Origin of the sequence: Snodgrassella sp. ESL0253, assembly GCF_013344965.1 — a bacterium.
Classification (GTDB): Bacteria; Pseudomonadota; Gammaproteobacteria; order Burkholderiales; family Neisseriaceae; genus Snodgrassella; species Snodgrassella alvi_B.
Genome location: NZ_JAAEDQ010000006.1, coordinates 79,036 through 104,434, shown reverse-complemented (window position 1 = coordinate 104,434; position 25,399 = coordinate 79,036). Strand labels below are relative to the sequence as shown.

The 25,399-nt window shown below is 41.3% G+C and carries 20 protein-coding genes, 1 tRNA gene and 1 pseudogene; 8 read left to right on the top strand and 14 right to left on the bottom strand.

The features are described from left to right. Nucleotides 1-176: 176 nt before the first annotated feature. Nucleotides 177-998, bottom strand: a complete 822-nt coding sequence (locus GYX26_RS06680) for a pyruvate, water dikinase regulatory protein (RefSeq protein ID WP_100089943.1) — start codon at nucleotides 996-998, stop codon at nucleotides 177-179. A gap of 417 nt (nucleotides 999-1,415) precedes the next feature. Between GYX26_RS06680 and ppsA the strand changes: the two genes are divergently transcribed. Then, a complete protein-coding gene (gene ppsA / locus GYX26_RS06675) occupies nucleotides 1,416-3,803 on the top strand; it encodes a phosphoenolpyruvate synthase (protein ID WP_174828611.1) in 2,388 nt (795 codons plus the stop codon). A 755-nt stretch (nucleotides 3,804-4,558) separates the two neighbouring features. Here ppsA and GYX26_RS06670 read toward each other — a convergent pair. Both GYX26_RS06670 and GYX26_RS06665 read right to left on the bottom strand, forming a co-directional pair. Beyond that, a complete protein-coding gene (locus GYX26_RS06670) occupies nucleotides 4,559-5,680 on the bottom strand; it encodes a hypothetical protein (RefSeq protein WP_174828610.1) in 1,122 nt (373 codons plus the stop codon). 1,204 nt (nucleotides 5,681-6,884) lie between these two features. Next, nucleotides 6,885-7,022: a hypothetical protein gene (locus GYX26_RS06665; protein ID WP_174828549.1), complete on the bottom strand. Its 138-nt coding sequence runs from the start codon at nucleotides 7,020-7,022 to the stop codon at nucleotides 6,885-6,887. Here GYX26_RS06665 and lysC point away from each other — a divergent pair. Beyond that, nucleotides 7,015-7,200 carry an Rz1-like lysis system protein LysC gene (gene lysC, locus GYX26_RS11690; RefSeq protein WP_370520860.1) on the top strand — a complete coding sequence of 62 codons (186 nt, stop codon included), beginning with the start codon at nucleotides 7,015-7,017 and terminating at the stop codon, nucleotides 7,198-7,200. The genes GYX26_RS06665 and lysC overlap by 8 nt on opposite strands. 166 nt (nucleotides 7,201-7,366) lie before the next feature. On the opposite strand, the gene GYX26_RS06660 is transcribed toward lysC, so the two are convergent. The 4 genes from GYX26_RS06660 to gpmI form a co-directional block, all read right to left on the bottom strand. Further along, a complete protein-coding gene (locus GYX26_RS06660) occupies nucleotides 7,367-8,332 on the bottom strand; it encodes a triacylglycerol lipase (protein ID WP_174828609.1) in 966 nt (321 codons plus the stop codon). Between the two features lie 751 nt (nucleotides 8,333-9,083). Continuing rightward, a complete protein-coding gene (locus GYX26_RS06655) occupies nucleotides 9,084-10,607 on the bottom strand; it encodes a S41 family peptidase (protein ID WP_174828608.1) in 1,524 nt (507 codons plus the stop codon). Nucleotides 10,608-10,746: 139 nt separating this feature from the next. Next, nucleotides 10,747-12,048, bottom strand: a complete 1,302-nt coding sequence (locus tag GYX26_RS06650; protein WP_174828607.1) for a murein hydrolase activator EnvC — start codon at nucleotides 12,046-12,048, stop codon at nucleotides 10,747-10,749. Beyond that, a complete protein-coding gene (gpmI, locus tag GYX26_RS06645; RefSeq protein ID WP_174828606.1) occupies nucleotides 12,048-13,571 on the bottom strand; it encodes a 2,3-bisphosphoglycerate-independent phosphoglycerate mutase in 1,524 nt (507 codons plus the stop codon). The genes GYX26_RS06650 and gpmI overlap by 1 nt, the downstream gene beginning before the upstream one ends. Before the next feature lie 215 nt (nucleotides 13,572-13,786). Between gpmI and GYX26_RS06640 the strand changes: the two genes are divergently transcribed. From GYX26_RS06640 to GYX26_RS06625, 4 genes are all read left to right on the top strand, one after another. Next, a complete protein-coding gene (locus GYX26_RS06640) occupies nucleotides 13,787-14,365 on the top strand; it encodes a YqgE/AlgH family protein (RefSeq protein WP_174828605.1) in 579 nt (192 codons plus the stop codon). After that, nucleotides 14,358-14,819 carry a Holliday junction resolvase RuvX gene (ruvX, locus tag GYX26_RS06635; protein ID WP_174828604.1) on the top strand — a complete coding sequence of 154 codons (462 nt, stop codon included), beginning with the start codon at nucleotides 14,358-14,360 and terminating at the stop codon, nucleotides 14,817-14,819. Before GYX26_RS06640 ends, ruvX begins: the two co-directional genes overlap by 8 nt. A gap of 271 nt (nucleotides 14,820-15,090) precedes the next feature. Next, nucleotides 15,091-16,005 carry an acetylglutamate kinase gene (argB, locus tag GYX26_RS06630; RefSeq protein ID WP_174828603.1) on the top strand — a complete coding sequence of 305 codons (915 nt, stop codon included), beginning with the start codon at nucleotides 15,091-15,093 and terminating at the stop codon, nucleotides 16,003-16,005. Between the two features lie 122 nt (nucleotides 16,006-16,127). Further along, nucleotides 16,128-16,203: transfer RNA gene (locus tag GYX26_RS06625), tRNA-Asn, on the top strand. A gap of 56 nt (nucleotides 16,204-16,259) precedes the next feature. Here GYX26_RS06625 and GYX26_RS06620 read toward each other — a convergent pair. Next, a pseudogene (locus GYX26_RS06620) lies at nucleotides 16,260-16,676 on the bottom strand (FKBP-type peptidyl-prolyl cis-trans isomerase); the annotation flags it as partial. A 939-nt stretch (nucleotides 16,677-17,615) separates the two neighbouring features. Between GYX26_RS06620 and rho the strand changes: the two are divergent. Next, nucleotides 17,616-18,878, top strand: a complete 1,263-nt coding sequence (gene rho / locus GYX26_RS06615) for a transcription termination factor Rho (protein ID WP_100113446.1) — start codon at nucleotides 17,616-17,618, stop codon at nucleotides 18,876-18,878. 346 nt (nucleotides 18,879-19,224) lie between these two features. Here rho and GYX26_RS06610 read toward each other — a convergent pair whose 3' ends face one another. Then, complete coding sequence (locus tag GYX26_RS06610; RefSeq protein WP_100113447.1) at nucleotides 19,225-19,962, bottom strand: UDP-2,3-diacylglucosamine diphosphatase; 738 nt, start codon at nucleotides 19,960-19,962, stop codon at nucleotides 19,225-19,227. A gap of 20 nt (nucleotides 19,963-19,982) precedes the next feature. Further along, entirely contained in the window at nucleotides 19,983-20,336 is a 354-nt protein-coding gene (locus GYX26_RS06605) for a Spx/MgsR family RNA polymerase-binding regulatory protein (protein ID WP_100113448.1), read from the bottom strand. A 195-nt stretch (nucleotides 20,337-20,531) separates the two neighbouring features. Between GYX26_RS06605 and GYX26_RS06600 the strand changes: the two genes are divergently transcribed. Beyond that, nucleotides 20,532-21,173 (top strand): hypothetical protein, encoded by a 642-nt coding sequence (locus GYX26_RS06600; protein ID WP_100089574.1) that lies wholly within the window; start codon nucleotides 20,532-20,534, stop codon nucleotides 21,171-21,173. A 215-nt stretch (nucleotides 21,174-21,388) separates the two neighbouring features. On the opposite strand, the gene secF is transcribed toward GYX26_RS06600, so the two are convergent. From secF to radC, 4 genes are all read right to left on the bottom strand, one after another. Continuing rightward, entirely contained in the window at nucleotides 21,389-22,324 is a 936-nt protein-coding gene (gene secF, locus GYX26_RS06595) for a protein translocase subunit SecF (protein ID WP_100089573.1), read from the bottom strand. Between the two features lie 6 nt (nucleotides 22,325-22,330). After that, entirely contained in the window at nucleotides 22,331-24,184 is a 1,854-nt protein-coding gene (secD, locus tag GYX26_RS06590) for a protein translocase subunit SecD (RefSeq protein WP_174828601.1), read from the bottom strand. 89 nt (nucleotides 24,185-24,273) lie between these two features. Then, nucleotides 24,274-24,573, bottom strand: coding sequence for a preprotein translocase subunit YajC (gene yajC / locus GYX26_RS06585; RefSeq protein ID WP_100089571.1), 300 nt, complete (start codon nucleotides 24,571-24,573; stop codon nucleotides 24,274-24,276). A 126-nt stretch (nucleotides 24,574-24,699) separates the two neighbouring features. Next, nucleotides 24,700-25,374, bottom strand: coding sequence for a DNA repair protein RadC (radC, locus tag GYX26_RS06580; RefSeq protein ID WP_174828641.1), 675 nt, complete (start codon nucleotides 25,372-25,374; stop codon nucleotides 24,700-24,702). Between the last annotated feature and the right edge of the window lie 25 nt (nucleotides 25,375-25,399).

The window sequence follows — 25,399 nt, the reverse complement described above, 5'->3', positions numbered from 1 at the left end:
TTAAAGTATCGAAGAGAAATTTTTTCTGCTTGCATGCTCTGAAAGATAATGCCAATTGCACGCGAGAAAGAACATTTTTCTTGTCTGTCTAAACAGCATATTCACACTAATATGGCTGACAACAATAAAAAAGCCCTGAAAATTTTCAGGGCGAAAATACACAGAATTAAACAACTTTAGAACCGACGCTGTAACTTTGCCGCCAGAATAATACTGGCGGCCAGTTCTTCAATGGATTTGTGAGTCGTATTGGTATAAGGAATATTAAAACGGCGAAACATATCTTCTGCAGTTAAAATTTCACGCCGGCAATTATCTCTGCTGGCATAGCGTGAATCAGGACGCCGCTCCGAACGAATATGATGCAGGCGGTCAGCGTCAATAGTTAATCCATATAATTTTTGCCGGAACGGCTGTAGCATTCTGGGTAATTCACTGCTTTCCAGATCCTCAGGAATAAGGGGATAGTTGGCCGCGCGAATACCATACTGTAGTGCCAGATACAGGCAGGTAGGGGTTTTACCGCTGCGGGATACACCCATCAGAATCACATCGGCTTTTTTTAATTCCCGATCTGTAATACCATCATCATGATTAAGAGCAAAATTAATTGCCTCCATACGCTTGTCGTAACGTTCGGTGTCATGCATGCCATGGGTACGGCCGATAGAATGATTGGCCTCGGTGGCGAGCTCATCTTCCAGTTCTCCAATAAAAGCATCATAAAAACTCATGTGCAAACCGGCACTGGTTTTAATCAGCTCGCGAACATTTTCATCAACAATACTCGAAAAAACCAGCGGGCGGGTTTCACAATGGTTTGCAGCATTATTGATTAAAGCAACAATTTCACGTGCTTTTGTTTCTGTGTCTACAAAAGGGTAGGTAGCACGTTTGAATTCAATATTGTCAAACTGATTCAGCAAAGCCAGCCCCATACTTTCAGCTGTAATTCCGGTGCGGTCGGAAACAAAAAAAACTTGGCGTACAGGTTTCATAATTATTTATACAATCAAAGTTAAAGAAATTGCGACAGTTGAATAGATCATCTATTGTAAATGAAGTTTTCTCCTAACTCATATTTCAGTGTTGGCTTTTTTCAATAACTGGTTTGGAAAAATAAATCATATTGAACTTGCGTTATTCCGGCATAAATACGCATACTTTAAGCTATTTTTGTCATATATTTAAATTTAAATTGTTAATAAGCAAATTAAATTGATATATTCAGCTAAAAAATCGATATTGTAATTAAAATACTTATGCTATCAATGATTTGTAAGTAAAAGGTGTTTGACAAAAGCTAAACTATATTCACAAAGAGCAGATAAATAGCCAAAAATACATGACATTTTATACCTGACTAGTTAGAATAGACCGTCTTCAACTTTCACACTCCACACTGGATAACCATCATGGCCGGTAATAACGTAATCTGGTTTGAAAATTTGCGCATGACTGATGTTGAAAGCGTCGGCGGCAAAAATGCTTCTCTTGGCGAGATGATTTCACAGCTCACTGAAAAAGGTGTGCGTGTCCCCGGTGGTTTTGCTACCACTGCCGAAGCCTATCGCAAATTTCTTGCTTACGAAGGTTTGAGTGAACGGATTAATAACGAACTCAATGCACTTGATGTCGATAATGTTGCCGAATTGGCAAGAGTAGGTAAACAAATCCGTCAATGGATTATGGATACCCCATTTCCGCCTGAACTGGAATCAGATTTGCAGGCTGCATGGGAAAAAATGGTAGCAGATGCCGGTACAGACCAGATTTGCGTGGCTGTGCGCTCTTCTGCTACTGCTGAAGATTTACCGGATGCCTCTTTTGCAGGCCAGCAGGAAACATTTTTGAATATCAGTGGCTATGAAAATGTCAAGGAAGCCATGCATCATGTATTTGCTTCCCTGTATAATGATCGTGCCATTTCCTATCGAGTTCACAAGAATTTTGCTCATGATGTAGTAGCACTTTCTGCCGGCGTACAGCGCATGGTACGCTCTGATAAAGGCGCATCCGGCGTAATGTTCACCATGGATACCGAATCCGGATTTGATCAGGTGGTATTCATTACTTCATCTTATGGCTTGGGTGAAACCGTAGTACAGGGCGCAGTAAACCCTGATGAATTTTACGTACATAAGCCTACCTTGCGTGCAGGCCGCCCGGCTATCTTGCGTAAAACCATGGGTTCAAAACTGATCAAAATGGTTTTCACTGATGCGGCACAGGCAGGTAAGTCTGTACAGACCGTGGATGTAGAGCCTGCTGAACGGAAAAAATTCTCTATCAGTGCGGAAGAAATTACCGAGCTGGCTCAATACGCGCTGATTATTGAAGAACATTATGGCCGTCCGATGGATATCGAATGGGGGCGTGATGGTATTGATGGCAAACTGTATATTCTGCAAGCCCGTCCTGAAACCGTAAAATCACAGGAAAATAACAGCCGCGTACTGCGTCGCTACCAGATTAATGACAAATCTGCCATTCTGGTTGAAGGTCGCGCCATTGGCCAGAAAGTGGGTCAGGGCAAAGTAAGACTGGTTAAAAGCGTTGATGAAATGGACAAGGTTTTGCCAGGTGATGTGCTGGTAACCGACATGACTGACCCAGACTGGGAACCAGTGATGAAACGCGCTTCTGCCATCATTACCAATCGTGGCGGCCGTACCTGCCATGCTGCTATTATTGCGCGTGAACTGGGTATTCCAGCCGTAGTAGGATGTGGTAATGCAACTTCTGCCTTGCAGGATGGTCAGGAAGTAACAGTATCCTGTGCCGAGGGAGACACTGGCTATGTTTATGAAGGTTTATTGAAGGTTGATGTTAATGAAATACCTCTAGACAATATGCCTGAATCACCAGCCAAAATCATGATGAATGTAGGTAATCCAGAGCTGGCTTTCAGCTTCTCCGGCTTACCTGGTTATGGTATTGGTCTGGCACGCATGGAATTTATTATTAATCGCCAGATTGGTATCCACCCGCGCGCCTTGCTGGATTTTGACCAGCAGGATGAGCAAATGCAGGCCACTATCATCGACCGTATTGCTGGCTATACCTCTCCGGTAGATTTTTACGTTGATAAAATTGCTGAAGGTGTTGCCACACTTGCTGCTTCCGTTTATCCGAAAAAAGTGATTGTGCGTATGTCTGACTTTAAGACAAACGAATATGCCAATCTGTTAGGTGGTAACAAATACGAACCACATGAAGAAAATCCGATGCTAGGCTTCCGTGGTGCAGCACGTTATGTGTCAGATGATTTCAAAGACTGTTTTGCGCTTGAATGTAAAGCCCTGAAATATGTCCGTGATGAAATGGGTCTGACCAATGTTGAAATCATGATTCCATTTGTACGTACCCTAAAAGAAGCAGAACATGTAGTTCGTGCCCTGAAGGATAATGGTCTGGAGCGCGGTAAAAATGGCTTGCGCCTGATTATGATGTGCGAATTGCCAACCAATGCTGTACTAGCTGAACAATTCCTGAAATACTTCGATGGCTTCTCTATTGGTTCCAACGACATGACTCAGTTAACTCTGGGCGTAGATCGTGATAGTGGTGGCCCGATTGCTGGCACTTTTGATGAACGCGACCCGGCAGTTAAAGTGATGTTCAGTCTGGCAATTCAGGCTTGTCGCAAGTTAAACAAATACATTGGTATTTGTGGACAGGGTCCATCTGACCATGCTGATTTTGCCAAATGGTTGATTGAAGAAGGAATTGAAACCATTTCTCTCAATCCTGATACCGTGATTGAAACTTGGTTGTATCTGGCAAAAGAATTGAAAAAATAAATTTTTCAATTAATTATGCCCAAGGCCGCTAGTTAACAACTAGCGGCCTTTATTTATAACTGGCTGAATGCATAAATTTTTCGCACAAGAATTCTATTAGAACGGCTGAAATGCCGGTTGTTATTAGTGAATCAATTCCAATTAATGCTGGAAATTTCTAATGCAAATTACCTAAATTTTTGCAATACAAATTTGATATTCAACCAGTATATTTATGAAATAGTAGCATTTCAGGGAAATCCTGCTGTAATTACTGAGCTGAGTAGTACTATTTCATGCACCGAATGAAGTATAAATTACTGATATTAATATGCTATTATACTATGTGCCAAAACAGTTTATACTAAGCTAGCGCTTTATTCACGATCCAAACAGAGATTTCTTAGCACTGATCTGGCTAAGAGTATTAGTAGAAAGGTGTGTAAACATAAATAACTGTGATAAAGCAATTAAAGTATTAGAAAAGTGGCCTATTAGGGCGGTCTTGTTCAATTAAAACTAGGTATTTTTTATGATGATATTAAATCAATGCAGCAAAATGTAATAATACGATCAGGTGATCAATAGTAATCACATAGATAGAATAGAGACCGCTGAAGTATTGAAAAGAAACAGATCATCACCTTGTGTTTGTTTCTTAGTTTCAAGACAAAAAAGAGTAATTTGTCTGCTTAATTTATTAAAAAAGCAATGTATAGACTACATTGCTTTTACTAGTTTTAGGTTAGGCAAATAATCAAAAAATCAATTTAACTTCAGATTTTATTTTTTGGATTATGATCTACAAAAGAACGATCTGGATAATCATCATTTTTAGTAAATGTACGGTTAAAATTACCTTTGGATATTGTGATATTGCCATTGGCCCATAGCACAATATCCTGCTTTACACTACCCATACTTTTCCAGTTGGCAGATTTATCTAAGCGCCATTCTAATGGAATAGTCAACTTCATGCTGCCACCATTACCAATATCGGCTTTGGGGTCGTTATCACCTCCGCCCACAATATCAAAGGTATTAGCAATATTAATTGTATTACCTATAGCTTTAAAATTAACTTCCTCACCATTTCCTGTGCATTGGGTATCACCAGGTATGTGTATATGGCAGTTTGGACCTTTACTTGCATCCTTAAAATAGCCTGTATTGACTGAGGCACAGTTCAATTCACGTACTAAAACATTGCTAAAGTTAACTGAGATGGGCAGTAGTTGAATTCGTAAGCCAACTAACCCTTCATAAGTGCCCTTTGAGTGATAAAGCATCGAACCTTTCCCCTCTAAAGGTTTATAATCCTGATATTTAGCCAGTGAATATCGGAGCATTTTAGGTTCTACAATAGTAAATGTGATACTATTCTTAATGGTTTTACCTTTACGTTTATAAGAAGCGGTAATGGTGCAGATACCGCCTTTATCTCTGGCTCGGATACATAATTCTTTAGCTTCGCGCTTGATGATACTGACCAATTTACTATCAATACGCCATGTTACGCCAACATTGGATTTGATGGTGACCACTTCGCCCACACCGATGTTTCTACGTGAGCGCGGAGCTGGGAAAGTGTTTTTGGTTTCTGAGGTTAGCTCAATTTCACCGTCCTCATAAGCCACCATTTCATAATTATAATCGTAACCAGCTATGATTGAATCCGGATCATCATCGCTAAAAACTTTGCCTCTGGCAGTAACACATCTATCAAATTCTTCTGATACTGTTATAAATTCTCCTTTATTAAGGGCACAATGTTCCATAGGTCGCAGCCCTTTTAATGTAGAAAGTGGCAATTGGCGGCAACTTAAAGAAGACAGGGCATAAAGGCTGATAACTTTATCGTTGTTTCGGTGTAGTTTATGTTTATTTGAATTATCCATTAATGTAATTCCTTTCTATTTTTCCAGTAGATTAAGTTTTATTATGTAGTGCTGCTCAATAGCAGTATCAGTACATTGGCAATCAATATCTTCAAAAAAACCTGCAGTTTGGCATGGCCGATGATGCGGGTATCCATCTGCGGGTAGTTTCGTATCTGTTATTTTAGGAAATGTATGCCAAGTACGGTAATTATTTCACAACAATTGTTATTTTATGTCAAAATTTTTTACAAAAAATAACAATTTTATAAATTTTATTTAACTATATTTTGTTAAGTATAGATACATTGAGCCAATTACAGCTATTTCTTCAATATTATAAAGTAAATCATACTGTGCGGTGATTCTGCTCAATTCTGCTGCTATAAGAATATTTTTTAACTTGTCGGAGCTAATACTGTTAGCCAGATGAGCTTAATATCTGATATATGTAGTTATGCAGGCTGCTATATTATGCATTTCACAGTCTGGTGCTTGCATTTGTACTTTGTCTTTCTTAATCATTACAGCTATTTCCGTTTGCTTTCTTATTTAGAAAAATTATCATTTGTAATATAGGGAAATATAATTCACCTATATTGCTGGGTTTGGCCAAAACCCATAGTATTTTCAGAGCGGTGGTACCGTTATCAAAATTTAAAGCAAAAACTATTACGCCCCAAATACATAAATATCACATTATCCAAAACATAAAACAGGCTTTTAACCACAATTCAAATATTGTTGAAAAACCTTATTTATAATTTGCTCAAAAAATTTAAACAATTGTGCAGTTTATGTGCAAAAAATTTCAAAGCTGAGTTTGTAATTTTTGATATTTTTACCTCTATAACTAACTGTATTTCAATATTTTTTCGTATTATGCAGAATCGAAGAGATGTTTTAAGATTGGTAGGTTGATTTTTAATCAATCACATAAAAATAAAACAGTAGTAAGTCTTGATGATTCAAGAATGAGTTAAAGTATATTTATTTTTTAGTCGGATAGGGTTTCTCAGTAAAACCTAAAATAAAGCATATGCCCCTCAATAATTGATATAAAAAAGGTGTAGAAAATACACTAAAATTCTTGACCGAATTAAAAGGGTTTGCGAATAAATTTAATTCACTGTTTATACTGCAATAAAAAACAGATAGCAAAGCTATCTGTTTTTAACGATGGTTTTTATTTCTTATCTTTTTTATCTGTGGTTTTTACTGGCTTTTAGGCAGCTAGTCCCAGCGACTGATTCCATTTAACCGGGTCTTTTACCAAGTCAAGGGCAGCTTTTAATTGTGCATCTTTAGCTGGATTGGGCTCGCGTCGTGCAAGCCAATCTTCTTCATCTTTTTTAATGAACAAATACGTATGTGGTCTGATAGTGATCTGCCCGATACTATTAAGTTGTACACACGGCCACAAATCAAAGGAAGTACAGATTATCAAAGCTGGTTGCCTAGTCGTAACACCCTGCTATCTTCCCATGAATAATTTAAGACACAATCAATCATTAGTTAATGTATTTACACAAGTATGTTAATAATAAAAATAAACAACTCAGTATTTCCAACAGTGTGCTTGTTAATATTTAGTTATTTAAATTCAGCTTAATTCCCACACAGCACCAACAAATAAACGCCAAATATAAATAAAAAAAGCTGAACCCTGTAAAATCACAGAATTCAGCTTATGCTCATAAATATAATTTATAGACCTTTAGATTTCAAGCGTGCAGCATGTTCCAAATAAAGTTTTACCGGATCTGGTTTAATCGGATGCGCACCAGCAATTTGATTGACTGCATCGAAATGATCCATCTGGTAGTTAGAACAGATAACTTTACCCAAGTGAGAGCTATAACGGCCAACCAGACCATCATTTTGTCTACGCTCTTTTTTGAAGAAAGTACCTAATGCAACCAAAATAGCATGCGATGGATCTGCCAGATTTAAACCTTCATTAAGCGAGTTTGATTTAATAATACCACTCCAAGAATAGTAGTAAACACCATTAGTTTCTAGCTCTTTACCCTCGCCACCCCATTGTTCGGGCAGACCTTGCGGATATTTTTTATTAAACGCGTTAGTACCTTTAGTTGACAAGCTTTGTAGTGCGCTTCTAAAATCTTGTGGTAAACATGGCTTAGTACTAAATAGACCAATAAATTTCATAAATGTTTCAACAATCATATCAGCAGCAGGGCCAACCATTTTGCCAGAAAGAATTTCCAACATTAAATCTGCAATTTCAGAACCGAAATTCACACCATTTACAGAAGTTACTGAGCCGACTATTTCAGGATGGAGCGCAGCAACATAACGGCAAGTAGGCGCACCTTGGCTATGTCCAATCAGATTTACTTTTTGGGCACGAGTTTTGTTCAGTATTTTTTTAACTTCAGCCAGCAACTGTTCACCACGGGTTTCAGTTGAATTAGTAGCTGAAATTGCAACAGTATAAACTTCAGTACCTTGTTTTTTTAAAGATTCAGCAATATTAAAGAAATATGGGTATCCCATAATTCTGTCGAAACCAAATAACCCATGGACAAGTACGATTGGATATTTTGTTTTAACGAGTTTTTTGCTAGGTTCGATAGGTACCAGACCTTTTAAGGTAGTGATAACTTTATCGTTGTTTCGGTGTTTTTTATGGTTATTTGAATTATCCATTAATGTAATTCCTTTCTATTTTTCCAGTAGATTAAGTTTTATTATGTAGTGCTGCTCAATAGCAGATCAGTACATTGGCAATCAATATCTTCAAAAAAACCCTACAGTTTGGCATGGCCGATGATGCGGCTATCCATCAGTGGGTAGTTTCGTATCTGTTATTTTAGGAAATGTATGCCAAGTACGGTAATTATTTCATAATAATCGTTATTTTGTGTCAATTTTTTTTACAAAAAATAACAATTTTATAAATTATATATTATATTTAACTATATTTTGTTAAGTATAGATACATTGTAACCAGTTTAGCTACTGCAAGGGAGAGCATCTCCTAAGCCAGTACCTAGGTTTATATGCAAAAAATTTTCAAAGCTGAGTTTGGCATTTTCGCCTTTCTAAACACCCGTATTTTCTGTATTTCAGTCTTTTCTTTGCATCGTGTAGAGTAAAAGCTATCGCAGAGCTGTTTTGAGATGGGTAGTTGATTTTTAATTAATCACATAAAAATAAGACAGCAGTAAGTCTTGATGGGTCAAGAATCAGTTAAAGTATATTTATTTTTTAATCAGATAGGGTTTCTCAGTAAAACCTGAAATAAAGTATATGATCTTTTTATAATTAGCTTTAAAGTTACGGAAAATGAAATAGAAATTCCAGGCCGTATTAAATGAGTTTGCGGATAAAGTTAACACACTGTTTATACTGCAATAAAAAACAGATAGCAAAGCTATCTGTTTTTTAACGATGTTATTTATTTCTTATCTTTTTTATCAGTGGTTTTAACAGGCTTTTTGGCAGCCAGTCCCAGTGATTGATTCCATTTAACCGGGTCTTTTACTAAATCAAGAGCAGCTTTTAATTGCTCATCTTTAGCCGGGTTGGGTTCACGTCGTGCCAGCCAGTCTTCTTCATCTTTTTTCTTGCTATCTTTTTTATCGGCAGCATTGCTAATTTTGCCGGCTTTATCAGCGTTATCATTAGTATCCTGAATGGCAGGCTCACTGGCCGTAGCAGAAGGGGTAGTTTTTTTCTGGCTACCTAACAGTTCGCCGTTAACTTCTTTGCCTCCTAATGGATTACTCAGATGCCCACCCAAATCGGCCTCGCGGCTTTCAAATTTGCGGTTTTTATCTTTTACCTCTACATCAGGTACGATGCCTTGTGCCTGTATAGAGCGGTCATTAGGCGTGTAGTATAAAGCTGTAGTTAGTTTAACCGCACCACCATTGGATAATGGAATAACTGTTTGCACAGAACCTTTACCAAAACTCTGTGTACCTACAATCACGGCACGCTTGTAATCCTGTAATGCACCGGAAACGATTTCTGAAGCCGAAGCAGTACCTGAATTAACCAAAACTGTGATTGGGATGGTTTTCAGCTCATCAGGCATATTAATCAGTGGGTCGTTACCTTTTACGACATAATCCTTTGGAATCGCTTTTAAGACCATTCCATCTTTTTTATCCCGGTTTTTGGTACTGACTACTTTTACTCCGGGTTTCAGGAATACTGAGGATACGCCAACAGCGCTATTTAATAAACCGCCGGGATCATCACGCAAATCCAGTACCAGCCCTTTTAGTGGCTGCTTATTCTGCTGTTCCAGATTTTTGATGGCATCGGCCAGCAGACTTACTGTATGTTCTTGGAACTGGGTAATGCGTACATAGCCATAATCTGGTTCCAGTAATTTGTAGCGTACACTTTTAACCTTGATGATTGCCCTTGTCAGGTGCACCACTATAGGCTGGGTCTCATCTTTACGTGCCAGTGTCAGTGTTATGCTGGTTCCGGGTTTACCACGCATTTTTTTCACGGCTTCGGTGGCTGTCATATTGCGGGTAGATTCATTATTGATTTTAACAATGTAATCCCCACTTTTAATACCAGCACGATCAGCCGGTGTGTCCTCAATTGGTGCCACAATTTTAATCAGCCCGTCTTCCGAACTGATTTCCATGCCTAAGCCACCAAATTCACCTGTGGTGCTTTCCTGTAGATCAGAATAATCTTTACCTGTCAGATATTCCGAGTGCGGGTCAAGGTTATTGACCATGCCTTTCATCGCACCTTCCAGAATTGCATCATCGGTTTTATTCTCGACATAGTTGGCTTTAATCTGTCCATATACTTCAGCCATAGTATGCAGAGATTTTACTGGTAAAGCTTCGGATTTTTCATTGGCATAACCTTGTACACTCAGGGTAAGAATCACGCCACTGAAAGCGCCTAATGTGTACAGAGCAGCTTTTTTTAATCTAGATTTAGCCATTATTTCTGTTGTTCTTTCTGATAACGACAATAATTCAGGGTATAAATATTCTGTTTATAACAGGAATTTATAAAAATTCAAAACCGGGCAAAGTGTACACTATAAAGTCACCGGAGGTAATAAAACGCCATAGTCTGCGTTAACGTAACCATGATAATGGGTTCATTGCCTGATTATGGTAACGAATCTCAAAGTACAATCCGTTTTGAGCATCTGGTAATTTACCACTTATACCAATGTTTTGACTAGCGCTAACTATACTGCCGGCAGAGACACTGACTGAAGACAAGCCCGTATAAATGCTGATATAGCCTTCACCGTGATCAATAATGATGGTATTGCCATAGCCCTGTAAAAAAGCCGCATAGGCAACGGTACCGCTGGCAATACTATGTACCGCCACATTATTGCAGGCAAAAAACAGGCCTTTCCAGATACCACCATCTGGTCTGCTTTCACCAAATTTTCCGGTGATGGTGCCATTAACCGGTCGTGGAAGATGTCCCTGTTTTTGTGCTAGTCCTTTGTTTGCCGGTGTTTTGATGCTTTCAGTAGCCTGTAATGCCATATCTTCAGCGGTTAAAGTAGAAGGTAATCTGGTGCTGGCTGAATCAATATTATTAGTGGTGATAGCTGTATTATGCGACTGACTGGAATTTTTAGACTTATACGTGTTTTGTCTGGCAGGTTTGGCGTGAGCCTGTGCCAGACGCCGCATGGTTGCCTGCGCAGACAGGCGGCTTAACAAGTTATTCAATCGTTTTTCATCAGCTTTTAACGATTGAAGCTGCTTATTCTGTACTGATAATTGCTGGTTAAGAATACTGGATTTATTTTGCTGGTTTACATGCTGGTCATGCAGTTTGTTAATGAGTTGCTGTTGTTTTTGCCGTAATGCAGCCAGCTCCTTTTGTTGACTGTTGATTGCCTGTTGCTGCTCGTTCATGCGCGTCTGCTGTTCACGCAACTGCCGAATAACCTGCTCATTTGCTTCATTCAGATAACGAATATATTGTAAAGACCGGCCTTTGTGGTCAGAAGGGTCTTTTTTCAGCATTAAATACACACTGTTGGGCTGACGGTTGCGGTAGTGTGCATTGAGCAGGCGTGCTATCTGGGTCTGGGTTTCAGCAATCTGGGTACGGGTTTTATCCAGACTGGTTTGCAGCAAGTGTAATTGCCGCATACTGGTCTCTTGCTGCTGCTGGATACGGCCAAGTTCATTCTGGGCACGTTCCAGCTGCTGACGGGTTGCAGCCACTGAGGCATCAATTTTTTTCTGCTCTATCGTGGTTTTACTAATCTGGTGCCGTGTTGCCGAGATGGCTTGGTGAACTTGTTTCAGCTCACCGGTGGGCTGTATTGTGTGGTTACTGGCCGCCATAGACACAGAAGTAGCAATGCTGCAACAGACCAGAAAAAGTCTGGATAGGGATTTCATTATTTATCTGTAAATTCTATCAGGTTTTGGCCAGTCATCTCTACTGGGGGGGTCAAGCCCAGAGCAGTTAATAGTGAAGGAGCCACATCTTTAAGTGCACCGCCAGAATGGATGGTAGCTTTACGTCCAATATAGATAAACGGCACTGGCTCAACTGTGTGCTGAGTATGAGGCTGTTGGTTGTGTTCATCATACATGTGCTCACAGTTACCATGGTCAGCGGTAATGATAACTTCTCCACCTGCAGCTCGTGCTGTATCCACCACGCGTGCTACACAGCTATCCAATGTTTCCACTGCTCTGATAGCGGCATCAAGTGAACCAGTATGGCCAACCATGTCACCATTGGCAAAATTACAGATAATAACGTCATGGCGATGATGTTGCAGACTGTCAATAATCTGCTCAGTAATGCCAATGGCGCTCATTTCTGGTTGTAAATCGTATGTGGTGACTTTGGGCGAAGGTATCATAATCCGTTCTTCACCGATATAAGGTTCTTCCCGTCCGCCACTGAAAAAATAGGTGACATGCGGATATTTTTCTGTTTCGGCTATACGCAGTTGGCTAAGTCCCTGTGCAGCCAGAAATTCACCCAGACCATTATTTACTGATTGGCGCCCGAACATCACCGGATGGGCAAACTGTGTGCCATAAGCGGTGATGCTGGCAAAATATCCAGGCTGTACTCGATGTTTACGTTCAAAACCAGTGAAATCGGTAAAGGTGAGTGCCTGAGTTAATTCACGTGCACGGTCGGCTCGGAAATTGAGAAATAAGATGGCATCACCATCGATCAGACCTGCCTGTGAGCTGACAACTGTGGGTTTGACAAACTCGTCCTGTTCGCCCCGCGCATATGCTTCCTCTAGCGCGGCCGTGGGTGAGGCAGCCTGATAGGGGGCATCGCCAAATAATGCATTGTATGCAGCCTCTACCCGATCCCAGCGGTTATCCCTGTCCATGGCAAAAAAGCGTCCAACCACTGCTCCACATAATACTTGCGGATGTTGCTGCATATAACGTTCCAGGCGTTGCAGATAGGGGCGAGCACTTTGAGGTGGGGTGTCACGGCCATCCAGAAACGGATGAACAACAATTTTCTGCATGCCCGCGGCTATTGCTGCATCCATTACTGCAAAAAAGTGTTCTATGTGGCTATGAACGCCTCCGTCAGAAAACAGCCCTAACAGATGCACAGTGCAATTAGGATTATTCCATGCCTGCTGCAATACTGAATTGTGTTCAAGAGTATGGTCTTCAATTGCCATATCAATGCGGGTGATATCCTGCGGCACAATCCGTCCGGCGCCGATATTTAGATGACCTACTTCGGAGTTACCAAACTGACCTGTAGGCAAACCAACCATGCGCTCGGAAGCATCAATAGTGCCATAGGCATAATGCTGACGATAGTGATCGATATGAGGTGTATGTGCCAGTAAAATAGCATTGTCGTCACCTTCGGCACGATGGCCGAAACCATCCAGAATTAAAAGAACAATGGGTTTGGTTAATGACACTGTTGGCCTTTCTGTGATGGTGTGCTGGCTGCCCTGGAAAAAGTAGCCAGTAATATCTGTGTGAATATGCTTTTAAGAACCGGATAAAACAATCCAGTTTAGAGTAAGATATGATTATAACGAAAAGCACTGTCTTGAGAAACTGCCAGACAGACCCAACTTAACGATAAATTAACTCTGTATAGTCTGATATCATTTTCATGGACAAGCACAATATGGCTGCACAACAAGGCGCTCCTTCCGATTTTTCTCTGGCTAATCACTTTCTGATTGCCATGCCGGCAATGGAAGACCCGTTTTTTAAAGAAAGCGTGATTTATCTGTGTGAACATAGTGCAGAAGGTGCGATGGGCATTATTGTCAACAAACCATCGCCAATTATGATGGATTTGCTGTTTGATTCTGCCAAGACACCTACGCCAGAACGTTTTCATGGTCAGAATGTACTGATGGGGGGGCCTGTTCAGGTAGACCGGGGCTTTCTGGTGCATACTCCTGCTGGTTCATGGGAAAGCAGTTTAATGGTCACTGATGATATTGCCATGACCACTTCACGCGATATTATTATGGGTCTTACACAGGAAAATGAAGTAAACAAAGCTGTAGCCACAATCGGGTATTCCAGCTGGTCGGCAGGGCAGCTTGAGCAGGAACTGGCAAACAATAGCTGGATTACGACGCCAGCTGATATGCAAATTCTGTTTGATATCCCATATAAGCAACGTTATAAAGCGGCCTTACAATTATTGAATATTGATATTACTAATCTGAGTGTCTTGGTGGGTCATGCCTGAGTCAATTATACCTTCTTTACAGTGTGGTACTGTTCTTGGCTTTGATTTTGGTGCCGCACGAATTGGTGTGGCTGTTGGTGAAGCGGAGTTGGCTACGGTGCATCCGCTGGAAACCATTGCTGTGGTTAGTAATGAAGAACGTTTTACCCGTATTGCAGCGCTAATTAAAGAATGGCAGCCTAAGGCTCTGGTGGTGGGTTTGCCCACGCATGCGGATGGTGCAGCCGATGAGGCTACTGCATTATGCCGTCGATTTGGCAACCGTTTACATGGCCGCTTCCATTTGCCAGTCTATTGGGTAGATGAGCGCTGGACGTCCGTTGTAGCCGATAGTCTGTTAAGTGAGGCCAGAGTATTTGGCAAGAAGCGCAAGCAGGCATTAGATCAGGTTGCTGCCCAGAATATTCTCGCCACGTTCTTCAGTGCCGGCGCCTGTCTGGCCAGATTGGATTAACTATCTTCTTCAGTTCTAGTAGTTTTTGCTTATGTCTTCTATAGCTGGCTAAGTTAGCTTCAGACTTACCATCTGGATATATGCCTGTCTGAGTTTTTACTCCGTTTTAGCTATCTGTCTGATACTACCATTCCATCTTTGTGTATTTATTAGTTATTTCAATCATCTGAAATAAACCTTTCATCACAAAATATGGTTTTATTTTATTGAATCCGGCGATAAACTTAACCGTACTAAGTAGAGAAACGGTTTAATCAGACTAGGATAAATAATGAGCACAGACAGCAGCATAGGCCTTAATACCATTGAGGCCAAAACCAAAGCCAATATTCTTGCCGAAGCACTACCCTATATCCGCCGCTTTTCCGGGGTTACCATGGTTATTAAATATGGCGGTAATGCGATGACTGACCCACAATTGAAAGAAAGTTTTGCCAAAGATGTAGTGTTGCTCAAGCTAGTGGGCATTCATCCGATTATTGTACATGGTGGTGGACCACAGATTAATGAATTGTTACAGAAGGTAGGCAAAGAAAATCATTTTATTCAAGGAATGCGTGTTACTGATAGTGAAACCATGGATATTGTGGAAATGGTGCTGGGCGGCTGTGTAAATAAGGAAATCACTTCTTTACTCAATCTGCATGGCGGGCACGCAGTAGGAATCACTGGTCGGGACAATCATTTTATCAAGGCTAAAAAACTGTTTGTCACCACGCCGGAGAATACTCAGCAGGACATCGGGCAGGTGGGCGAGGTTGAGGCAATTGATACTGCCTTGATTAAGGAAATGGTAGAGCATGGCTATATTCCTGTTGTTGCGCCTGTTGGTGTAGGTGAGCAGGGTGAGGCTTTTAATATTAATGCTGATGTGGTCGCCGGTAAGCTGGCAGAAAGCCTGAAAGCAGAAAAGCTGATTATGCTTACCAATACCATCGGAGTACTTGATAAAAATAATCAGTTACTTAGTCGTTTAACCCCGACTGATATCAATGCCTTGATTGCCGATGGCACCTTGCAAAATGGTATGTTGCCTAAAATCAATGCCACATTGCAGGCTGCCATGCATGGTGTGCACAATACTCATATTATTGATGGGCGCGTTCCTCATGCTTTGTTGCTGGAAATATTTACGGATAAAGGTGTTGGGACGATGATTCTTGGCCGGAATGAGCAGGCTGAATAAGCTGGTTTTATCAGCTTATCAATATTTAATTATTGTGTAATTAATGATTTAATAAAATTTTAGCAGAAAATTTGTTTAAAAAGCTTGACATTAAAATTACAAACGCTATAATCTCGCCTCATTCCCTGATAGCTCAGTCGGTAGAGCGACGGACTGTTAATCCGCAGGTCCCAGGTTCGAGCCCTGGTCGGGGAGCCAGATTAGAAAAAAGCACTCAAATATTTGAGTGCTTTTTTCATTACTGATGCTATTGATTATTCACCAACTTTAAGCAGCTTTACATCGAAGATTAATACGCTGTTAGCCGGAATGGCACTGGTTGGACTTTGTTCACCATAGGCCAGATTTGCAGGAATATAAAAAGTAAATTCGCTGCCTTCAGACATTAATTGCAAACCTTCAGTCCAGCCCGGTATAACGCCATTAAGCGGGAATGTGGCTGGCTGATTATTCCGTTGTGCGGTGCTGTCAAATACCGTGCCATCTATTAACCGGCCTTCGTACTGCACGGTAACCATATCCGTGGCTTTAGGTTTCTTGCCTGATCCTTCATGATTAATTTTGTATTGTAAACCTGAAGCGGTGGTTTTTACACCTGGTGCCGTTCTATTTTTGGCCAGAAACTCATCTCCTGCCACCTGTGGGTTTCGGGTAGCCGAAGTAGAAGCAGCTACCGGCTCACTGCTGTTATTTTTATAGCCATTATCAGTGGAATTACAGGCTGATACAGCCAGCAGAGTAGTGATTCCCATAATAGTAAAAGACAAGCGTTTCATAATTTCTCTCTAAAACATTGGAAGAAGAGTAATTATAGCAGCATCAGGAAAAACAAATTTTCTGCTCTGCATAAAACAAGTTAAGTAAATGCAAGATGCGGACGTAAACCCTTATTTAAATGTAATTTGTTATTTTAAACAGATAAAGGCGTATATTTCAGGCACTGTGTTTTGCCGATATTGGTTAAACCCGATTGATAATTGCTATTACTCATATAAGGACTGATTTGTAATACGCTGAAAACAAATTTTTCTGAAAATGTAGCGGATTATGGTAATTTATGCTGGTAACTTTTCTTGGCAGATTATATCGGCTTTAGTTGTAACTGTTGTCTTTTCGATACCTTTAGTTTTTAATTTACATTAATATACTAATATTAATAATAAGGTAAATATACGGCGTGAATAACAGTATAGAGTTAAAAATAAATGATTAATATAACAATAAAAAAATTATATTAACTTGAATTGTGGTTTGGCCGAACTGCTTCCGTGAACAGATTAAAAAAATTGTTATACCTATTTCAATCGTACAGTATTTCCAGATGTCAGATTTTCATTTTGCGGGTATGCTTGTCACCAGTGTTATTCGAATGTTGATAATGGCTTGACACTATTAGACTTGAAGAATAGAATTGCATCCTATAAGAAGATGTCTATTCTAAATCTTTGTTTAATGTCTATAGCGGCAGGTTAAAACCAAATCGACTTTCAATAAAAACCTTACCATTCTTTTGCATGCACCATGTATATAAGGCTCGGTAACTGGAATTATTATGAGTCTGCCGACTCATTTTATCTTGAATTCTAATAAATAAGTTCATTTATATCTTTATGCACGTTTCTGAATTACAAAACCTACATGTGTCTGAATTATTGGGCATAGCTGAAGAATTTGGCATTGAAAATGCCAACCGTTTGCGTAAACAAGACCTTGTTTTTGCGATTGTGCGCATTAAAATGAAGCAGGGAGAGGCGTTTACCTGTTCCGGTACGCTGGAAATTCTTCCCGACGGCTTTGGTTTTCTGCGCAGTATGGATACATCTTATCTGGCCGGTCCGGATGACATATATGTCAGCCCAAGCCAGATTCGTCGTTTCAATCTGCATACTGGTGACACAATTGAAGGTAGCGTGCGTGTACCTAAAGACAACGAACGTTATTTTGCACTGGTACGTCTGGATAAAATCAATGGTGATAACCCGGATGTGTGCAAACATAAAATTCTGTTTGAAAACCTGACTCCATTATTTCCAGACCGTCAGTTTGTGCTGGAGCGGGATATTCGCTCAGGTGAAAACCTTACTGGCCGAGCCATTGACCTGATCGCTCCGATTGGTTTTGGTCAGCGTGCCTTACTGGTTGCACCGCCGAAATCCGGTAAAACGGTGATGCTGCAAAACATTGCGCATGCGATTACCGCTAATTATCCTAAAGCAGAACTACTTGTGCTGCTGATTGATGAGCGCCCGGAAGAAGTAACCGAAATGACCCGCTCTGTACGCGGTGAAGTGGTTTCTTCCACTTTCGATGAACCAGCTACCCGCCATGTACAAGTAGCAGAAATGGTAATTGAAAAAGCCAAACGCCTTGTGGAGCACAAAAAAGATGTGATTATTCTGCTGGATTCAATTACCCGTCTGGCGCGTGCTTATAATACGGTTATTCCTGCTTCTGGAAAAATTCTTACCGGTGGTATTGATGCCAATGCTCTGCATCGTCCCAAGCGCTTTTTTGGTGCAGCCCGCAATGTGGAAGAAGGTGGTTCATTAACTATTATCGCTACCGCTCTGGTTGAAACTGGTAGCCGTATGGATGATGTGATTTATGAAGAGTTCAAGGGCACGGGTAATATGGAATTGCATCTTGATCGACGCATGGCTGAAAAACGTCTGTTCCCGGCAATCAATATCAATCGTTCTGGCACACGTCGTGAAGAGTTGCTGGTTTCCAATGAGCATTTGCAGAAAATGTGGCTTTTGCGTAAATTCCTGCATCCAATGGATGATATTGAGGCAATGGAATTTATTATTGATAAATTAAAACAGTCTAAAAATAACGCAGACTTTTTTGATTTAATGCGTGGTAGTAAATAACCAAGTATTCTGGCTTACTTAAACCGTGTTTAGTTCTATAAACACGGTTTTTTATTTAAGCCAGTGTCGCTGTAATCAGACACTATTTCAGCTTAGCTGGTTAGATAAACTATACTTACTACCGGACTAAGTGTGTATACGAATTTTTAATATTCTATATGTTATTTTGGGCAGACAGTTTTCCTGTTAATACAGTCAGTGTTGAACAACAAACAGGAGCAGTTGAATAAGCAGTAATAGAACCATACCGATATTATGCAGTATGGTTCTGTTGTTTGTTCTTGGGTATGGCAAGAATGAACAGAAGAGATATATTTGTCTGATAGCTTAAAACAAATATGTCGGATTAAAGCTTAAGCTCATGCACGTGTACACCTTTTGCATCAACAGCCAGATAGCCGCCATAGTTTTCAGCCCAGTCCTGTATCACATAACGCTTGAAAGACTGATTGTTTAGCTGTGATTCATGCACGGCCGGGCGGTGAGTATGACCATGAATCAGAGTAGGTAGAGCGGCCTGAGCATGGCTGGTCATCAAGGTATGAATGGCACTTTCAGTCACATCGGATATTTCGCTTTTGCCTTCATTATTCTTGCGCGTTTCACTCATCTGGCGAATCTGTCCGGCCAGTAAACGTCTTTCAGCGATGGGTTTACTTAGTACAGCCATTTGCCATAGCGGATTGCGGGACTGGGCACGAAATTGCTGATAGGCCACATCATCGGTGCATAATTCATCACCATGCATGATTATATAATCGTGGCCATAAAGATTTATCCGCTCAGGTGCTGTGAGTAGTTTAATACCGCTTTCGGTCGCAAATTTTTCACCCAGCAAGAAATCGCGGTTACCATGAATAAAATAAACTGGGGTGCTTTCAGTGAAAGCTTTCAATTCGTTTTTGATGTGGCGGATAAAATCATTATCGTCATCATCACCAATCCAGACATCAAAAAAATCGCCCAGAATATACAGTGCATCAATATTACCTTGCCATTGTTGCAGGCAGCGATGAAATAATTCATTTAATGGCGGTGTTTGTTCGGATAAATGTAAATCAGAAATAAAGATAGTGGTATTCATAATTTGTATTTGTAGAAATATCAGGCTAAAAACTCAGTATATTGTTGCGCATCAAAACCAACTAGTACGCGTTGGTTATTTACCAGTACTGGACGCTTAATGACAGAAGGTTGGTTAATCATCAGGTTAATGGCTGCTTCATCGCTGCTTAGTGCATTCTGCTGCTCACTGGTACTTAATTTTCGCCATGTAGTGCCTTTACGATTAATCAGTGTTTCTTTGGGAATTTGTGTAAGCCAGAACTGGATGTCTGCGACAGTGGGTGGTATTTTTTTGAAATCAATAAATTCAGCGTTAATATGTTGCTCTGCCAGCCACTGGCGCGCTTTTTTTACTGTATTACACTGGCTGATACCGTAAATTCGGATACTCATGAATGAAAACCTGTATGTTCAGATAGATTAGTATTATACCGGTTTGCCCATACTTGCTTAAGTGTTGGTTTTATGCCGATTGGCCGTTCAATATTGCTTGAGCAGGCTTAAGGTATACTGTCTGCATTGCTAATCCGGCATATTGGCAGTATGCTTTAATCAGGCCAGTTTTTATTTTTGATGAGGAAAGCCAGAATGAAAAAAATCAGTATACTTGCTATCAGCCTGTTACTGGCAGCCTGTGGTAGTAAGCAGGAAGCGAGTAACCGTAATTTTAGTGAAGCGATTGATGAATTTGCCAAAAATGATAAAGTTTGTCTGGCCGTTAATCTGGTGCTGGATAATGTTCAGGGCGGTATGAACAATATGGTTACCATAGGCAGCAAAGAAATTCGTATTGCCAGAAAAAATGGTGAGGGTGATAAAGTTAATAAAACTGCTCTGAGACAGATGGATATTCTTACTGATGCAGATCTATACGAAAAAGGTAAAGATTCCACCCTGACTGTTAACGGCGGATCGGATATTCCGCAAGCTGTGTACTATCGAACCAGTAAAGGTGAAGCCAATATGTTGAATAATGCACAGGGAAATTTGCTGTGTCTCGGTACACAGAAGGTCGATAAAATCGTACTCTTTACTGAACCAACACCTGCAAATGGAGTAACCATTTCCAAAGTGGTTTATGATGCAAAGCTGATACCAGAAAAATGGGCTAAAGATTTACTCAAAACTACAGATGAAAGCTGGTGGAAATCTTTGCAGGAACCTCAGCGTCGTACTGCGGTACTGGTTTTAACCGATAAAGGATGGAAAGACGAACGGGTACTGCACTAGGTGAACATTCTGCTATGTTTGCTTACTACTTTACAAATGATTGGCTACTTTAATTAACTGTAAGAGACAGAATACTCTATTTCATAAATTCAGTTGCTAAGTTGGAATAGTGAAGTAGCTAAAGCAAATGTGGTAATTAGTCTGATAATCAAAAATATCTCCAGAAAATGTTTCAGTCTGGAGATATTTTTATATTAGTAGGCAATACTGCAATTTTATACCACGGCTTCTTCCTTACGTTTTGGTGGTTTAACCAGATTCTGCCGGTTTAAACCAAACATCAGCAATAACGGACTGGCTACCAATACGGAAGAGTAAATACCAAATACGATACCGATGGTTAAGGCCATGGCAAAACCATGCAAGGCTGCACCGCCAAAAACCAGCATGGAAATAACCATTGCTTCAGTGGAGCCGTGGGTGATGATTGTTCGGCTCATGGTGGCGGTAATGGCGTTATCGATGATAGCCGGAACACTTTTACCGCGCATATGCGGTTTACGGAAGTTTTCGCGGATACGGTCGAACACCACTACAGATTCATTCACTGAGTAACCAAGCACGGCCAGTACGCCAGCCAGTACGGTAAGGGAAAACTCCCAGCGAAACAGGGCAAAGCAGCCCAGAATAATCACGACGTCGTGCATGTTGGCAATAATGGCAGAAACGGCAAATCGCCATTCAAAGCGCATGGACAGGTAAATGATGATGCCAATAACGACCATGCCCAGAGCCAACAGGCCATGGGTAACCAGCTCTTCACCAACCTGCGGCCCGATAAATTCAACCTGCCGCAGACTCACACCTTCCTGATGCTGTTTGAGCAAGTTCATTACTTGATTAGACAGTTGTGCAGAAGTCATGTTGGCTTTATTGGGCAAGCGTATCATGATTTGCTTGTTGGTCCCCAGTGCCTGTACCTGTACCTCGCCCAGCTTCAGCCCATCCAGCTCACTGCGAATTTTGTTTAAATCTGCACTCTGCTTGAATTCCACTTCCATCACAGTACCACCGGTGAATTCTACAGAAAAATTCAGCCCGCGAGTGACAAGAAAAAATACAGCCAGAATAAAAGTAATTAATGAAATCGCCGTTGTCAGCTTGCCATAGCTCATAAACGGGATATCGCGTTTGATTTTAAAGAATTCCATAATTAATTAAGCCTTACTTTTACTGGTAGTGGCGCTATCAGCAATCCAGATATGGCCAATGGACAGCATTTTCAGTTTACGTTTGCGGCCGTACCACAAATTAACAATGGCACGTGAAACCACTACAGATGAGTACATGGAAGTGAGAATACCCAGACAGTGCACCACGGCAAATCCACGGATAGGACCAGAACCGAATATCAGTAATGCCAGTCCGGCAATTAGTGAGGTGATATTTGAATCCACAATGGTATGCCATGCGTGGTCATAACCAGCATTAATTGACATCTGTGGTGTATTGCCATGGCGTAACTCCTCGCGGATACGCTCGTTAATCAATACGTTCGAGTCAATAGCCATACCCAGTGTAAGGGCAATGGCAGCAATACCAGGGAGTGTCAGGGTAGCCTGCATGGCAGACAGAATGGCAATCAGAAACAGTAGATTGCATGACAGGGCAACTACCGAGAATACGCCAAACAGCCGGTAGTAAAGCATCATGAATATGGCTACTACCACAAAACCCCATAGGGTCGAATGGAAGCCTTTGCTGATGTTTTCTTTACCCAGTGATGGACCAATGGTGCGTTCTTCGATAATTTTCATTGGCGCTGCCAGAGAGCCGGCACGCAGCAGCAAGGCGGTATCATTGGCTTCAGCGATATTCATATTGCCGGAAATGATGGTTTTGCCACCCGGAATCGGTTCGTTGATTACTGGTGCTGTAATAACTTCTGCTTTGCCCTGATCGATAAGTACCATGGCCATACGCTTGCCAACATTGTTGCGGGTAAGGTCGGCAAAGATGCTGGCACCAGTACTATCAAAGTTTACGCTTACACCTGGTTGCCCACGATCGTTGAAGCTGGCCTGTGCATCATTGATGTTATCACCAGTAAGCTCAACCTGTTTGCTGACCAGTGTTGGGGCACCATTACCAGCAGATGGCAGCAGTTCAAAGCCGTCTGGAGTATGTCCCTGCAATGCCTGCTGATACTGAATGGGGTTGTCGCTAACCATACGCACTTGCAGGGTGGCCGTACGGCCTATAATGTCTTTGGCTTTGGCTGTGTCCTGAACACCTGGCAGTTGTACCACAATCCGGTTTGGTCCTGCCTGCTGAATAACAGGTTCTGCTACGCCCAGTTCATTAACGCGGTTATGCAGGGTATTGATATTCTGTGTTACTGCATCAGTACGGATTCTGGCCAGAGCAGTATCACTCAGGCTTACAATCAGGCGGTCACCATTCTGGGTAAGTGTGGCATCGTTAAGATATTTTTTTAATCCTGATATGGCTGTAGTGGCATCAGCAGCAGACTGGAATGGTACTACCAGTGTTTGTCCGTTTTTAACAATATTACCACTGCGAATTTGTAATTTGCGCAGCTGGCGACGAATATCACCGGCATAACTGTCGAGCGTTTTGTCTACGGCTGAATTCATATCAACCTGCATAGTGAAATGCACACCGCCGCGTAAGTCCAAACCCAGAAACATAGGCTTGGCGTGAATTTTTTCCATCCATTCCGGAGTATTGGCCAGCAGGTTTAATGCCACGATATACCCGTCGCCAAATTTGGCCGCAATGGCATCACGCGCTTTGAGTTGAGTCTCCGTATCGCTAAAACGCACTTTCAGGCTGCCATCGGTGATGAACATACCCTGATGCTGGATATGGGCAGCAGTCAGTGCCTGTTTTACCGTATTTTCGGTTTGCTCATTTATGGTAATGGCCTGACGGTTGGTAGAGATTTGGACTGCCGGTATCTCGCCAAACAGGTTGGGAATGGTATATAACAGTCCCAGTATGATTGAAACGATGATAAGCAGGTATTTCCACAAAGGATAACGATTCATATTTGCTGCCTTGCTTGCAGACTGTTGTTTTACAATTCAGGTAAAGAAAACAAAGGCCGCAACTGCATAGCTGCGGCAGGGAAACTGATTTATTCTGGTACTTTGCCACTGATGGCATTGCGCTCAAATTCAACTTCTACTTTCGGGGCAATTTCCAGAGTGAAGTATTGTTCATTAACTTTGGTAATTTTGCCGACAATACCAGCCAGAGTGATCACTTTATCGCCTTTTTTCAACTCAGTTAGCATCTGCTGATGTTTTTTATGCTTGCTTTGCTGCGGGCGGATTATGAGAAAATAAAATACAACAAGTATTAATAAAAGTGGTAAAAATTGCATGAGGCCACTCTGGGAACCGGCAGTGTTGGCAGCATAAGCAAAATCAATCATGGGGTTTACTCCGTATGATTCAGGTAAATAACGCTATTAAACCAGCCATTGTAATCGGCAATGATAATTTTATCCAGTTTTGCGCAGCACTATCGGTAAATAAACAGCCTCAGGCTATAATGATTGCTATAGCAAGTTTAATTCTGCCATTGAGGTTGCCTTTTCGGCAGTGATGATGAAATGATCCAGTAAGCGTATTTCCAATAGGTTTAGTGCTGCTTTTATCTGTCTGGTAAACTCGATATCACTTGTAGATGGCATAGTGGATTGTCCTGGATGATTATGCGCCAGAATGATTGACGCTGCGCAATGATTTAAAGCCACTGTGGCAACTTCGCGGGTGTACACTTTGGCTTCATTGATAGTGCCACGTGCCAGTTCGATGGTATGCATTAGTTCATTGCGCTGATTCAGTAGCAATGCTATGCATACTTCCACTTTTTCATGACCTATATGCAGCCGCAGGAAATCTGCTACGGCTTTGGGCTGGGTAAAAACAGGACGGCGTTGGATTTCTTCTGCCAGCATACGCCGGCTAATTTCGCGAATAACGGCAAATTGGGTATAACTGGCCACGCCCATGCCGCGATGCTGACAAAGCTGCTGGCAATCAGCTTCAAGTAAGGCACGCAAGCTACCCATTTTTGAGATGAGCTCACGTGCAAGGTCTACAGCACTCATGCCACGTGTGCCAGTGCGCAGCAAAATGGCGAGTAACTCAGTATCGCTTAAGGCAGCAGCACCCAGTCTGAGAAGCTTTTCCCTTGGGCGATCATGCTGCGGCCAGTGCTTGATACTCATTATTACGTTTATGTCATTTAAAGAC

Bases quoted from the DNA above. Each gene is read 5' to 3' on its own strand.
- GYX26_RS06650 (WP_174828607.1), bottom strand. From the start codon at position 12,048: ATGAAATCCCTATCCAGACTTTTTCTGGTCTGTTGCAGCATTGCTACT.
- rho (WP_100113446.1), top strand. From the start codon at position 17,616: ATGCACGTTTCTGAATTACAAAACCTACATGTGTCTGAATTATTGGGC.
- GYX26_RS06600 (WP_100089574.1), top strand. From the start codon at position 20,532: ATGAAAAAAATCAGTATACTTGCTATCAGCCTGTTACTGGCAGCCTGT.
- lysC (WP_370520860.1), top strand. From the start codon at position 7,015: ATGAACAAATACGTATGTGGTCTGATAGTGATCTGCCCGATACTATTA.
- secF (WP_100089573.1), bottom strand. From the start codon at position 22,324: ATGGAATTCTTTAAAATCAAACGCGATATCCCGTTTATGAGCTATGGC.
- radC (WP_174828641.1), bottom strand. From the start codon at position 25,374: ATGAGTATCAAGCACTGGCCGCAGCATGATCGCCCAAGGGAAAAGCTT.
- GYX26_RS06660 (WP_174828609.1), bottom strand. From the start codon at position 8,332: ATGGATAATTCAAATAACCATAAAAAACACCGAAACAACGATAAAGTT.
- GYX26_RS06670 (WP_174828610.1), bottom strand. From the start codon at position 5,680: ATGGATAATTCAAATAAACATAAACTACACCGAAACAACGATAAAGTT.
- argB (WP_174828603.1), top strand. From the start codon at position 15,091: ATGAGCACAGACAGCAGCATAGGCCTTAATACCATTGAGGCCAAAACC.
- GYX26_RS06610 (WP_100113447.1), bottom strand. From the start codon at position 19,962: ATGAATACCACTATCTTTATTTCTGATTTACATTTATCCGAACAAACA.
- ppsA (WP_174828611.1), top strand. From the start codon at position 1,416: ATGGCCGGTAATAACGTAATCTGGTTTGAAAATTTGCGCATGACTGAT.
- secD (WP_174828601.1), bottom strand. From the start codon at position 24,184: ATGAATCGTTATCCTTTGTGGAAATACCTGCTTATCATCGTTTCAATC.
- GYX26_RS06680 (WP_100089943.1), bottom strand. From the start codon at position 998: ATGAAACCTGTACGCCAAGTTTTTTTTGTTTCCGACCGCACCGGAATT.
- GYX26_RS06640 (WP_174828605.1), top strand. From the start codon at position 13,787: ATGGCTGCACAACAAGGCGCTCCTTCCGATTTTTCTCTGGCTAATCAC.
- yajC (WP_100089571.1), bottom strand. From the start codon at position 24,573: ATGATTGATTTTGCTTATGCTGCCAACACTGCCGGTTCCCAGAGTGGC.
- GYX26_RS06655 (WP_174828608.1), bottom strand. From the start codon at position 10,607: ATGGCTAAATCTAGATTAAAAAAAGCTGCTCTGTACACATTAGGCGCT.
- GYX26_RS06605 (WP_100113448.1), bottom strand. From the start codon at position 20,336: ATGAGTATCCGAATTTACGGTATCAGCCAGTGTAATACAGTAAAAAAA.
- ruvX (WP_174828604.1), top strand. From the start codon at position 14,358: ATGCCTGAGTCAATTATACCTTCTTTACAGTGTGGTACTGTTCTTGGC.